13 protein-coding genes are annotated in these 12510 nt (G+C 34.3%); 10 read left to right on the top strand and 3 right to left on the bottom strand.

All coding sequences use genetic code 11. The annotated features are described in order from the left end of the window. Positions 1–57: 57 nt before the first annotated feature. Entirely contained in the window at positions 58–1587 is a 1530-nt protein-coding gene (gene guaA, locus AC061C_RS11625; RefSeq protein WP_309757524.1) for a glutamine-hydrolyzing GMP synthase, read from the bottom strand. A 182-nt stretch (positions 1588–1769) separates the two neighbouring features. Between guaA and AC061C_RS11620 the strand changes: the two genes are divergently transcribed. Next, positions 1770–2297, top strand: a complete 528-nt coding sequence (locus AC061C_RS11620) for a hypothetical protein (RefSeq protein WP_478291310.1) — start codon at positions 1770–1772, stop codon at positions 2295–2297. Between the two features lie 11 nt (positions 2298–2308). Here the strand turns inward: AC061C_RS11620 and AC061C_RS11615 are convergent, their stop codons facing one another. After that, positions 2309–2977 (bottom strand): hypothetical protein, encoded by a 669-nt coding sequence (locus AC061C_RS11615; RefSeq protein ID WP_478291309.1) that lies wholly within the window; start codon positions 2975–2977, stop codon positions 2309–2311. A 275-nt stretch (positions 2978–3252) separates the two neighbouring features. Between AC061C_RS11615 and AC061C_RS11610 the strand changes: the two genes are divergently transcribed. The 6 genes from AC061C_RS11610 to AC061C_RS11585 are packed head-to-tail and all read left to right on the top strand — an operon-like array spanning position 3253 to position 9089. Further along, the gene (locus AC061C_RS11610; RefSeq protein WP_478291308.1) at positions 3253–3642 is read left to right on the top strand and encodes a RidA family protein; all 390 of its coding nucleotides are present in this window, start codon (positions 3253–3255) and stop codon (positions 3640–3642) included. A 54-nt stretch (positions 3643–3696) separates the two neighbouring features. Then, the gene (locus AC061C_RS11605) at positions 3697–4953 is read left to right on the top strand and encodes a voltage-gated chloride channel family protein (RefSeq protein WP_478291307.1); all 1257 of its coding nucleotides are present in this window, start codon (positions 3697–3699) and stop codon (positions 4951–4953) included. Positions 4954–5013: 60 nt separating this feature from the next. Beyond that, the gene (locus tag AC061C_RS11600) at positions 5014–6018 is read left to right on the top strand and encodes a DHH family phosphoesterase (protein ID WP_478291306.1); all 1005 of its coding nucleotides are present in this window, start codon (positions 5014–5016) and stop codon (positions 6016–6018) included. Positions 6019–6022: 4 nt separating this feature from the next. Beyond that, a complete protein-coding gene (gene gldI / locus AC061C_RS11595) occupies positions 6023–6682 on the top strand; it encodes a gliding motility-associated peptidyl-prolyl isomerase GldI (protein WP_478291305.1) in 660 nt (219 codons plus the stop codon). Positions 6683–6696: 14 nt separating this feature from the next. Further along, entirely contained in the window at positions 6697–7824 is a 1128-nt protein-coding gene (locus tag AC061C_RS11590; protein WP_478291304.1) for a peptidylprolyl isomerase, read from the top strand. Between the two features lie 35 nt (positions 7825–7859). Beyond that, a complete protein-coding gene (locus tag AC061C_RS11585; protein WP_478291303.1) occupies positions 7860–9089 on the top strand; it encodes a peptidylprolyl isomerase in 1230 nt (409 codons plus the stop codon). A 254-nt stretch (positions 9090–9343) separates the two neighbouring features. On the opposite strand, the gene AC061C_RS11580 is transcribed toward AC061C_RS11585, so the two are convergent. Beyond that, positions 9344–9784: a hypothetical protein gene (locus AC061C_RS11580; protein ID WP_478291302.1), complete on the bottom strand. Its 441-nt coding sequence runs from the start codon at positions 9782–9784 to the stop codon at positions 9344–9346. A gap of 454 nt (positions 9785–10238) precedes the next feature. Here AC061C_RS11580 and AC061C_RS11575 point away from each other — a divergent pair, with 454 nt between their 5' ends. From AC061C_RS11575 to AC061C_RS11565, 3 genes are all read left to right on the top strand, one after another. Beyond that, positions 10239–11351: a pyridoxal phosphate-dependent aminotransferase gene (locus AC061C_RS11575; protein ID WP_478291301.1), complete on the top strand. Its 1113-nt coding sequence runs from the start codon at positions 10239–10241 to the stop codon at positions 11349–11351. A gap of 168 nt (positions 11352–11519) precedes the next feature. Continuing rightward, positions 11520–11933, top strand: coding sequence for a hypothetical protein (locus AC061C_RS11570; RefSeq protein WP_478291300.1), 414 nt, complete (start codon positions 11520–11522; stop codon positions 11931–11933). 127 nt (positions 11934–12060) lie between these two features. Next, positions 12061–12468: a hypothetical protein gene (locus tag AC061C_RS11565; protein WP_478291299.1), complete on the top strand. Its 408-nt coding sequence runs from the start codon at positions 12061–12063 to the stop codon at positions 12466–12468. Positions 12469–12510 lie beyond the last annotated feature (42 nt).

Here is a 12510-nt window from a genome sequence, read left to right as displayed (position 1 = left end):
TTTATAGCCAACAGTAAAAAAAGTGCTGACCTAAAGATTGTATTTTAATCTAAAGTCTTATTCCCACTCAATAGTTGCTGGCGGTTTTGAACTAATATCATACACCACTCTATTCACTCCTTTTACCTTATTGATAATGTCGTTTGACACTTTCATCAAGAAATCGTAAGGTAAATGTACCCAGTCAGCGGTCATACCATCTGTAGATTCGACGGCACGAAGCGCAATCACTTTCTCATACGTGCGCTCGTCACCCATAACGCCTACACTATTCACAGGAAGTAAAATTGCTCCTGCTTGCCACACTTTATCATACAATCCCCAAGATTTTAATCCATCAATAAAAACGGCATCAACATCTTGCAAAATTTGCACTTTCTCAGGTGTAATATCGCCTAGAATTCTAATTGACAATCCAGGTCCAGGAAAAGGATGCCTTCCTAATAACTCAGGATCAATTCCTAATGAAGCTCCTACTCTTCGTACTTCATCCTTAAAAAGCATGCGCAAAGGCTCTACTATTTTAAGTTTCATATAATCTGGCAAACCGCCTACGTTGTGATGCGATTTTATAGTAGCTGAAGGTCCTTTTACAGAAACAGATTCAATAACATCTGGATAAATTGTCCCTTGCGCCAACCATTTTACATCTTCAATAAGATGCGATTCATCATCAAAAACTTCGATAAATACACGTCCAATGATTTTGCGTTTGGTTTCTGGGTCACTAACACCCGCCAATTCAGACAAGAAACGATCACCAGCGTCAACTCCTTTTACATTCAAACCCATTCCTTTGTATTGGTCTAATACATTCTGGAATTCGTTTTTACGAAGTAAACCATTATTTACAAAAATGCAGTATAGATTTTTTCCAATTGCCTGATGCAATAAAACTGCCGCGACAGTAGAATCTACACCACCAGAAAGACCAAGAACTACTTTATCGTCTTGTAACTTCTCCTTTAATTCTGCTACCATTTCCTCTACGAAAGCACCAGGTGTGAAATTTTGAGGAACTTCTGCGATTTTTACTAAAAAGTTTTCCAGCATTTTTGATCCATCCGTAGAATGGAAAACTTCTGGGTGGTATTGAATTGCATACGTGGTTTCACCTTCAATTTTATAAGCTGCAAATTCTACATCATGCGTGCTCGCCAATTTTACTCCATTGGCTGGTAGCGCTTTGATGCTATCACTATGACTCATCCAAACTTGGCTGTTTTCTGAAACCCCTTCAAAGAAAACTTCATTTTCTTTAATGAAATTTAAATTAGCTCTACCATACTCTCTGGTATTCGAGGCTGCTACTTCGCCACCGCTAAAATGAGCTAAGTATTGTGCTCCGTAACATACGGCTAGCAATGGTAGTTTCCCTCTAATTTGAGATAAGTCTGGATGTGGCGCATCTTCTGACCGAACAGAAAAAGGGCTTCCTCCTAGTATAACTGCTTTGTATGAGGATAAATCACTCGGAAAATGATTGTAAGGAAATATTTCGCAGAATATATTTAATTCGCGAACTCTACGCGCAATAAGCTGTGTGTATTGCGATCCGAAATCTAAAATAAGTACGTTGTGTTGCATGCGCAAAAATACTTTTTATATTTTGATTTGAAAATTGAATTCTGAAAAAAATTCTTTTTCTTTGTACAGATTGAATTCTCAATCAAAGAAATCACAGTATGCTAAAAAACCTAATTCAAAATATTTACGTACTTTAATACACAACCATTTTAAAAATTCATCGCAAATTAAACCCCATTTCTATGAAAACAAAAATTTATTTATCAGTTGTTACTTTAATGCTTTTGATAACTTCCTGTAATGCTATTGATGATTTATTGACTTTTACAATAGACAATCAAACTACTTTTAAAATTAGCAGTGGATTCCCTATTGGAACAGCTTTCAGCGTAATTACCCCAGATGTACCTACCAATTCTAGTTCTACTTTTGAAAACAACAACACTAAGGCAGACTTGGTGAAAAATGTGAAAATTAGCGAATTAAAATTGACGATTACAAATCCAACTGACAAGTCTTTTAGCTTTTTGAAATCGGTTCGTTTGTTTATCTCAACAGATGCAAATGATGAAATAGAACTGGCTTATTTAGAAAATATTAATTCAACAACAAACACTTTAAATTTGATCTGCACAGATCAAAGTTTGGACAAATATATAAAAGCATCCTCTTATAAAATAAGAACCGAAGCCGTTCTAAAAGAAAGTATAGCTCAAGATATTACGGTTAAAGCTGATATGAAATTCAAAGTTACCGCTGATCCATTTTAGGCTTTTATTCATTATTCTTTTGTAACTACAATTGTAGCTTTAAAACCTGTTCCAAGATTCCATTGACTTGCCGAAATCAGACCGCCGTTATCATCGTAGATCTGAAATTCGGCAGTATTGGGTCCGGAACTTCCTTGATTCAATGCTTCAAAATCGATCTTGTTAAACCCTTTCTCAAGTACTATTTCAAAACCTTGAAAATTACTATCTAAAATTACTTGATATTCAATCACTTTATCATTCAAGTATACGCGAATCTTATCTCCATCTACGTACGCAGCGTCTCTGTATCTCACTTTTGCGGTGAGCGAACTCGTACTGAAATTTCCTAAGTTTTGATTTTTTCGATACACAAGACCTTCAGATTTATCCTCTTTTTTATTTAATTTATCTCGATAGACATCGCCCGGATTCATAAATTCATTTTTGGGAGTCATTGAAAAATTACTCTCAGGAGTTATTGAAAGTGAAGGACTCGGATTTGGATTCAAAAGCTCTGGGTTTTTAAATACATTTGGAGTCTTAATGGGAGGAATATCAGCCGTAGGTGGAATTGCTTTCTTAATTTTAGGAGTATTGTTTTTTGGTGCAATAGGCTTAAATTTTGAACTAAATTCATTTTGAGCAGATCCACTCAAAGTAATACCTACCAATAAAATTAAATATAAAATCCTTTTCATAACTTCTTAAAATTTGATGACCCTTGCTGGTAAAAATTTAAAAATAGAAAACCAATTGTATTTATTCAAAAATCAAGCAACAATTTAACTTTCATTTATAACTCTCAAATGCCCAAAATATTACATTTTATTGAACTAATCAACTAAATAATCCTCTCGATTTTAATTTATTTTAATCTAAAATTGATGTTTTTATTTTACTTTTTTTCTAACTTGCAAATAGTATGCCACAGCCAAAATATATTTTTTGCTAAACTTTTTTAAAACCACAAATAATGAAAAGAGAAAATATATTGACCGGCTCACCATGGGAAGATAAAATGGGATACTGTCGTGCCGTTCGCATTAACAATATAATAGAGGTGTCAGGTACAGTTGCTATTGTAGACGGTGAAAAAGTAAAAGCAGATGATGCTTATGCCCAAACACTAAATATTTTAGAACGCGTCGAAAAAGTTTTGGAAGATCTTGATGCAAGTATAAAAGACGTTATTAGAACGCGAATATTCACAACAAATATCAATACATTTGAGGCTGTTGCTGCAGCTCATTCACAATTTTTCAAAGAAATAAAACCAACTACAGGTTTCTACGGAATCAATCAACTTGTAGGGCCTGAATATCTGGTTGAAATTGAATTTACAGCAGTCGTTTCTGAAAAATAATTTATCTAAGTAGGATTTTTATACTTTTGCATAAACTTCACTTTCATTAAAGTAATGAACATAGAAAACGTTACAAAAATACTGCTGGTCTCGCTCAAATGGATTCTCATTAGTGTTTTAATAGGCATAACAACAGGTTCCGCATCCGCCTTTTTTTTAATTGCACTGGATTGGGTTACAAACTGCAGAGAACATAATAATTGGCTGATTTGGCTTTTACCAATAGGTGGCTTACTCATTGGTTACGGTTATTATTACGGGGGCAAAGATGTAGCAAAAGGCAACAATTTGTTGCTGGAAGAATACGAAAATCCGCAAAAAAAGATTCCTTTAAAAATGGCTCCTTTGATACTTTTTGGCACCTTAATCACACATCTTTTTGGAGGTTCGGCGGGACGAGAAGGAACAGCTGTGCAAATGGGTGGCACCATTGCCGATCAATTTACAAATGTTTTCAAACTGGATGCTTCGGAAAGGAAAACAATTCTCCTTCTTGGCATCAGTGCTGGATTTGCTTCCGTTTTTGGCACTCCATTAGCGGGCGCTTTGTTCGCATTAGAAATACTTTTTTTTAGCAAAATCAGCTTCAAGAGTATTCCTTTATCTTTTTTGACCGCTTATATTGCTTATTTCACAGTTGAATTTTGGAACATAAAACATACCGCATACAGCATTCCCATACTCCCAGACATTAGTTTTACCACTTTATTTTGGATACTAACCGCCAGTATTCTTTTTGGCCTAACCGCCATGTTATTTTCTAGGAGTACTCATTTTTGGAGTCAGCTATTTTCAAAAAACATTTCCTATCCTCCGCTTCGACCTTTCGTTGGCGGAATTTTATTGGCAATAGCCATCTATTTTATTGGTACAACAAAGTACATTGGTTTAGGAATTCCCGTGATTGTGGATTCTTTTTCTAACCCAAATACGGCGTATGATTTTCTTCTAAAAATACTATTCACCGGATTCACGCTCGGAGCAGGATTTAAAGGTGGCGAAGTAACGCCATTGTTTTTTATAGGCGCTACACTAGGAAGTGCATTATCACTGGTAGTTCCGTTACCCATAGCACTTTTGGCTGGAATGGGATTTGTCGCTGTTTTTGCAGGAGCAACGCATACTCCAATTGCTTGTACCGTAATGGGAATAGAGCTTTTTGGGATCGAAAGTGGAATTTTTGTTGGTATTGCTTGCTACACCGCCTATTTTGCTTCTGGTTCAGTTGGAATTTACAATGCTCAAATAGTAAAAGGAGCAAAATATCATTTGTATCAAAAATTTAAAAGAGGATATCGTGATTATTTGTAATCCGTGAAATTCCTGTTAATGATTTCAACATTACATTAAAAAAATGTAATTTCGCAACTTATGAAAACACAAGACATTCACGAGATTCAGCAGTTATTAGCAACACCAAAAAAAATTGCCATAATCCCTCACCGAGGCCCAGACGGAGACGCCATGGGTTCTACTTTAGGATTGTATCATTTTTTAATAAAAAACAACCATCATCCAGTGGTGGTTTCACCCAACGAATTCCCTGATTTCCTAGCGTGGATGCCAGGTTCAGAGAACGTCAAAATATACGAGAAAGACAAAGAAAATTGTACTAAAATACTAGAAGAGGCCGAAATCATTTTCACTTTAGATTTTAATGCATTGCACCGAACTGGAGAAATGGAACAACTGTTAGCGACCCTAAAAACACCATTTATAATGATCGATCATCATCAAAAACCAGATGATTATGCTACATTCACCTATTCTGATACTTCCTTTGGTTCAACTTGCGAAATGATTTACAACTTCATTTCTCTTCTTGGAAAAAAAGGTGGTATCGATAAAACTATTGGAACCTGTATTTATACCGGAATTCTCACCGATTCAGGTTCTTTCCGTTTTCCAAAGACAACAGGAACAACACACAGAATTATTGCAGAATTAATAGATTTAGGTGTCGAAAATACAGAGATTCCAACTTTATTATTTGATAATAGTTCTTACGGTAGATTACAACTATTGGGTAGAGCACTCCAGAACATGAAAGTCTTCACAGCCCATCACACGGCGTACACCACCCTTACTCAAGATGAATTGAACTCATTTGATTACGTAAAAGGCGATACCGAAGGAATAGTAAATTACGGATTAAGCATAAAAGGAATCGTTTTTACTGCTATATTTATCGAAAATAAAGAAGAAAAAACTATCAAAATTTCGTTTCGTTCCCAAGGCGACTTTGATGTCAATCAATTTGCAAGAGATCATTTCAATGGTGGTGGCCATCGTAATGCAGCAGGCGGAAAATCTGAAGTATCGATGGAAGAAACCATACGTAAATTTGAAGATTTAGTAACAAAACTAACAATATAAAAACATGTCAAAATGTAGTAAGTTGATTGTGTTTGGATGTTTATTATCCATTTTTATCATAGGTTGTAAACAGCATCAAGATGCTAGAAAGCCACTGTCACACACTTCGGGCAGCTTTATGAAAAAATCTATTGCACGCAACAAAAAACTCGTAGCCAACGAAGAAACGGATATTGAGGCACTAATCAAAAAAGATCCAAAAGTAACATATATTGCTTCCAAAAAAGGATATTGGTACACGTACGAAACCAAAAATACATTGGATTCTCTAACTCCCAAAAAAGGAGATGTTGCCTTTTTTGATTACGAAATCAAAGATTTAAAAGGAAATGTAATCTACTCTGAATTAGAATTAAGACCGCAAATCTATTATGTTGATAAGCAAAATATCATGATGGGATTGCGCGATGGTATTAAATTAATGCGTAAAAATGAAAAAGTACGTTTCCTTTTCCCATCAAATATGGGATATGGTTATCATGGTGACGATAAAAAAATTGGCACAAACCAACCCTTAATTTGTATTGTCACCTTACGCGATTTCAAATCGGAAATTTTGTATAAAAAAGAAAGTGAATTAAAACTAAAAGCGCCTGTAGCAAAACCAGCTATTAAGACTGAAACACCTGCTGCTGTTGCGCCTAAAGACACCATAACTCAATAAAATTAAAATAAGAAATGAAAAAAAAGATCCTATTCGTATTCCTAGTTATTGCTTCCTTTTACTCTTGTAAAGAAGAACACAACAATCTTCCTGATGGTTTGTATGCAAAAATAGAAACCAACAAAGGGGAAATTATTGTACAATTAGATTTCGAAAAAGCACCAATCACAGTTGCCAATTATGTGGCGTTGGCCGAAGGAAAAAATCAATTTGTGACGAATGAAAACTTAAAAGGCAAACCCTTTTTTGACGGATTAAAATTTCATAGAGTGATTCCAGAATTTATGATTCAGACTGGGGATCCTCTTGGCACAGGTTCTGGCGATACTGGTTATAAGTTTAAAGATGAATTCTCTGATTTAAAATTTGATAAAGGCGGAGTTTTGGCTATGGCCAATAACGGACCGACTACCAACAGCAGCCAATTTTTCATTACACACGTTGCAACGCCTTGGTTAGAAGGAAAGCATACTATTTTTGGTCGTGTAGTAGAGAAAGGAATGGATGTAGTGAATACTATTGTTCAAAATGATTACATCAATAAAGTGACAATTATCCGCAACGGAGAAGCTGCCAAAAAATTCAATGCAGTAAAAACCTTCACGGATTATTTTGCAGTAGAATCAGAAAACCAAAAGAAAAAGGCGGCTATTGATGCTGAAAACAAAAAAGTGTACGACGCAAAATATAAAGAAGTTCGCGAAAATAAAATCGCCTATTTTGCAACTCTAAAAGCCAAAGCAACTAAAACACCAACTGGATTGCAATACACAATCATTAAGAAAAGTGGTGGCAAGAAGCCTGCAAATGGCGCAAATGTTTTCATACACTACGCTGGTTTTCTTGAAGACGGAGAATTATTTGATGCTAGTATCGAAAGTGTTGCTAAAATATTTGGAAAATACGACGAAAATAGAGCGGCTCAAAACGGATATCAACCCATCCCATTTCAAGCTGGAAGAAAAGATGGCATGATTCCTGGTTTCATAGAAGGACTAGAGCAATTGTCTTTTGGTGATAAAGCCATAATTTTTATTCCATCCCGTTTAGGATATGGACCAGCAGGTGCCGGTGGAGTGATACCGCCAAACGCCAACATCATTTTCGAAATTGAATTATTGGAAAAAATGCCACAACAATAGTAGCTTAAAAAGTGATATCTTAAATACACCACAAAATGAAATCTAAAATTCTGTTTTTATTATTTCTGGGAATGTTCAACATGCATTCTCAAACTACAAAAAAAGGGACGCCAGTAAAAAAAACGGCTACAACTGTAAAAGCGACGTCTAAACCTGCAGTAAAAACACCTGCAGCAATTGAAGGAATTTTTGTAACTATTGCCACTAACAAAGGGAATATTGTATTGGAATTAGAATACAAAAAAACACCTGTAACCGTTGCGAATTTTATCGCATTGGCAGAAGGTAAAAATACTTTTGTAACGCCAGAAAATCTGAAAGGAAAACCATTTTTTGATGGTTTAAAATTTCACCGTGTTATCAAAGATTTCATGATTCAAGGTGGAGATCCTTCTGGAAATGGTTCTGGAGGACCTGGTTACGCATTTAAAGATGAATTCACAGATTTAAAACACAACAAATCCGGAATTTTGTCTATGGCCAACTCTGGACCAGGCACTAATGGAAGTCAGTTTTTTATCACGCACAAAGAAACTCCTTGGTTAGACGGAAAACACACTGTTTTTGGTCATGTTACAGAAGGAATGAATGTGGTGAATACAATTGCTGCAAATGATGTTATTACCAAGGTAACTATTGAAAGAAAAGGCGCATTAGCCAAAAAATTTGATGCCCCAAAAGTGTTCACGGACTATTTCAATTATAAATCCGAAGACCAAAAGAAACAGGACATCATCAATGCGGAGAATAAAGCCAAACAAGCTGCGCTAATGGCAGAAGCTAAAAGAGTATATACAGAAAAATATGGTCCAGTAATCGATGCAAAAAAAGCATATTTGGCTACTGTGAAAGCAACAGCAACTACTACTCCATCTGGATTAATGTACACCATAACACAGAAAGGAACAGGCGTGAAACCGCCTAAAGGCGCAACCTTCTATTTCAATTATGCTGGTTATTTTGAAGACGGAACCCTATTTGATAGTAGTTATGAAGACGTGAACAAAGCATACGGAAAATTCGATGCCAATCGCGCGGCACAAAACGGATACCAATGCTTCCCATTTGAAGCGGGTAAAAAAGACGGAATGATTCCTGGATTCATTGAAGGACTAGACAATATGGGATTTGGTGATAAAGCAATCGTTTTTATTCCGGCCAATCTTGCTTACGGAGAAAGAGGCGCAGGTGGTGTAATTCCGCCAAATACAATGCTTATTTTTGAATTGGAAATGCTGGAAAAGCAACCTGCCCCGAAACAATAAAGTTTAAAAAGTAGATCATAAAAAACCCGATAGATTTCAAAATCTATCGGGTCTTTTGTTTGATATAAAAAATATTTTCTCTTTGATTCAACATCAAGTTGTCATTAACCTACACCACACTGAAATTTAATGCTAGACTACGTCCAAATTTATCATTCTGACGAAGGAAGAATCTCGACAACTTTAATACTCCACTTGTGGCTATTCCTCCTCCGCAGGAATAACAAATAAACTTGTGAATTTAAAGAAATAAATTACTTCTTCCCGAATTTCCAGTCGAATTCGTCTTTTTGATTGATAATGGCACCAATTTCAAATTTCACCACCTCATCAAATTCCGTTTGAAAAATTATCCAATTTTCTTCATTGAAATAATTCTCAAACGTATCAAATTCTTCTTGAGTGAATTTAGTTATGGCTTTTGCTGCCAAATCTTTCTTTACCTCACTGATTTTTCTATTGATTATTTTGTGGCCAAACAACTCTAGATCAGCACTCGAAGCAACAATATAACCCAGTTTAAACTCTTCTTCTACATAGAAAGTCAAGCGCATTTTTAGTTTGTTGTACGCGAATATAACATTATCATCCTCGTCCTTGTAATTGCGATCTGGCTTGCCATACAGCGCAGTAACATCATTTTGTTTCATTCCGAAAATGAGCTTCTCAATTCCGTTTTTTGGATTTATTTTCATTGCTATTGTTTATGTTGTAATTATTATTGCTACCAATTAGGTGTTGCATTGCGCTTTCGCCAAATGTGGAATCGCATACAGAACCTATCTTGGCTTGCAAAGTTCGGAAAGATTTTTGCAAAGTCGGCTACTTTTCGATAGTAAAAATTAATCCAAACTAGAACTGTACTCCCAAAACTAATTTGTTATGGACTAAACCACAATAAAAGCTTCACCTTCAATTAAATTCTATGAATTGAATTTTAAATTATTGTACCACTAAAAATCACGTGACTTTGTAAGAAAATTTTAATACATTTGAAAGAACTAAAAACAACGTAAATCTTCGCTTATTAGTCCTTATTGGGCGTATCGGCGAGAGTTTATTTCGTTTATATACAAGTTGGTGGCAATTTTAACAAACCACAATTGTAACAAACTATTTTTTTTAAAGACCAATTAAGAAAAAGAAAATATGGAAACGAACAGGAGACTTTGGCTGAAAAAAATTGGCATTGGCGTAGCTGGTATTGGACTTTCAAACTTCAATTCATTTGCTTCTCCGCTTGTAACAGAAAATTTAATTGATAGTTTTGAAAATGATGATAGCTTAATTTTTTTACGCTCAAATGAAAACCCATATGGTCCATCTCCATTAGCAAGGAAAGCATTTGCTGAAAATGTGAATATTAGCAACAGGTACAACTGGGATATAGAAGCACAAATAATTTCTGCTATTGCGTTGAAAAATAGTGTTAAAGATGAAAACATATTATTGGGTGCTGGTTCAACTGAAATTTTAGATTTAGTCGCAAAATTTGTATCATTAGGCAAAGGAAATTATGTAATCGCTGACCCAAGCTATGATTATTGGACAGTTACATTAGATAATTTTGGTTTAACCAAAAAAAAAGTACCACTTACAGCCGACAAGAAAATTAATCTAAAAGCTATTTTGGAAGCTGTAAACCAAGAGACAAAACTTGTTTATATCTGTAATCCAAATAACCCAACCGGAACAGTTTGCGAAAGAGAAGAACTGATAGACTTTTTAACCAAAATTTCACAAAATACAATTGTTTTAATTGATGAGGCATATTTGGAATTTACTAAACAGCAATCTATTAGTAACATCGTAAATTTGAATAAAAACATAATTATTACAAAAACATTTTCCAAAATATATGGTTTGGCTGGAGCAAGGATTGGGTATGCAATTGCAAACAAAACAATAATTGATAATTTGGCAAGTTTGCAATCCAATACAAATAATAGTGTTAGTGTATTATCAAAACTTGCTGCTATAGCTTCGTTGAAAGATGAGAAATTTGTTTCAAATTGCTACTCACTAAATGAAAATGTAAGACAATATACTATCAGTGAACTCAAGAAATTAAATTGTGAGTGCATTTCTTCTAATACAAATTTTATCTATTTTTCACTTGCAAAATACAACAAGGATTATTTCAAGCAATTACAAGATAATAATATTGAAGGGGGAAGAATATATGAAGAGCAAGGTAAATGGACAAGGATTACAGTTGGTAAAATGGACGAAATGAAAAAATTTATTAAAGCAATACAATAAAAAAACAGCCACCAACAGCCATTTTGATATAACTGGAATTTAGTGGAATTATCGTTTCGCATCAAGTTTTCGTTATGCCGAAAATCAGGCGTTTACGAACTTCCAGCCATCTCAAAGTAGCAAAAAGTTAACTGTAATGTATCCAAAACTAAACGAATATTCAATTCTATGAAAAATTTAATTCTTATAATTTCATTACTATTCACTTCAATTATATTTGCTCAAAAGCCTATAAAATTCACCGCTGATAGTTTTTATTTTTCGAAACTTTTAGACGGAAAGAACTCTTATTCTAAACCTCAGAAAGCTTCGATTTTAATAACTTTGGATTTAGAAAAAAGAAATATAAAAATTTTTAATTCTAAAGAACATGTAATAAAGATTGTCAATAATGTTTCTCCCTTCACTGAAACTACCGAAAATACTTTTTTTGATTATAAATGTATTGACGAAAATAACAAAGATTGTACTGCACGATTTTTAAGATATTCTAAATCTTCAAAAAGTGAAATGGGTGAATTACTTTATATCGTTTATCCCGATATTACTTATGTTTATAATATAACAAAAATTAAAAATTAACACTACAGTTAACAGCTAGATTTTCGTTGCGTGCGCAGCACGAACAATAAAACTCGTGTTGAACGGAACCGATTATATGCCATCAATACTAGTGGAAATAGCGTAAACTTTTTTAAAAACAACAAAAATGAAAAGAATTAAATTCGATAACATACAAGCCAACTGGTTTTTTATTTCGCTGATCGTATTATCTTTAATTTGTCTTGTGGTTGGTAGTTTTGAGCTTATTCCATTTGAAAACCCCATAATAAATAAAAGAATTCGTGCTATTGGCTTCGCATCACAAGCCTTGTTTTTCTCTAGAACTTTCTGGTATAAAAATTATTTGCAATGGAATAAAAAAGGAATGTTCCTTCGCATAAACTCTTTCTCAGGAAAATCAATTGCGTTCAAAACCATTGAAAGTACCAAATTAGAAAACAATCTTTTGACCATTTATAAAAATGATGGCAACAGCTTTGCTTTTGACCTTAGTGCTATTGACGAAAATGATTCGAAAAAAGTATATGATATAATCCATCACTATTGTTACTGATCTACAAGGATTTTATGTGAAAACTGTTAAATCCCTTCGACT

The sequence above is a fragment of the Flavobacterium sp. GNP010 genome (genome assembly GCF_056428945.1).
This window is presented reverse-complemented; position numbering and strand designations above follow the sequence as displayed.

Coding starts and splice junctions, on each gene's coding strand:
- AC061C_RS11580 (WP_478291302.1), bottom strand. CDS start 9,784: ATGAAAATAAATCCAAAAAACGGAATTGAGAAGCTCATTTTCGGAATG.
- AC061C_RS11590 (WP_478291304.1), top strand. CDS start 6,697: ATGAAAAAAAAGATCCTATTCGTATTCCTAGTTATTGCTTCCTTTTAC.
- AC061C_RS11620 (WP_478291310.1), top strand. CDS start 1,770: ATGAAAACAAAAATTTATTTATCAGTTGTTACTTTAATGCTTTTGATA.
- AC061C_RS11565 (WP_478291299.1), top strand. CDS start 12,061: ATGAAAAGAATTAAATTCGATAACATACAAGCCAACTGGTTTTTTATT.
- guaA (WP_309757524.1), bottom strand. CDS start 1,587: ATGCAACACAACGTACTTATTTTAGATTTCGGATCGCAATACACACAG.
- AC061C_RS11605 (WP_478291307.1), top strand. CDS start 3,697: ATGAACATAGAAAACGTTACAAAAATACTGCTGGTCTCGCTCAAATGG.
- gldI (WP_478291305.1), top strand. CDS start 6,023: ATGTCAAAATGTAGTAAGTTGATTGTGTTTGGATGTTTATTATCCATT.
- AC061C_RS11610 (WP_478291308.1), top strand. CDS start 3,253: ATGAAAAGAGAAAATATATTGACCGGCTCACCATGGGAAGATAAAATG.
- AC061C_RS11585 (WP_478291303.1), top strand. CDS start 7,860: ATGAAATCTAAAATTCTGTTTTTATTATTTCTGGGAATGTTCAACATG.
- AC061C_RS11615 (WP_478291309.1), bottom strand. CDS start 2,977: ATGAAAAGGATTTTATATTTAATTTTATTGGTAGGTATTACTTTGAGT.
- AC061C_RS11600 (WP_478291306.1), top strand. CDS start 5,014: ATGAAAACACAAGACATTCACGAGATTCAGCAGTTATTAGCAACACCA.
- AC061C_RS11575 (WP_478291301.1), top strand. CDS start 10,239: ATGGAAACGAACAGGAGACTTTGGCTGAAAAAAATTGGCATTGGCGTA.
- AC061C_RS11570 (WP_478291300.1), top strand. CDS start 11,520: ATGAAAAATTTAATTCTTATAATTTCATTACTATTCACTTCAATTATA.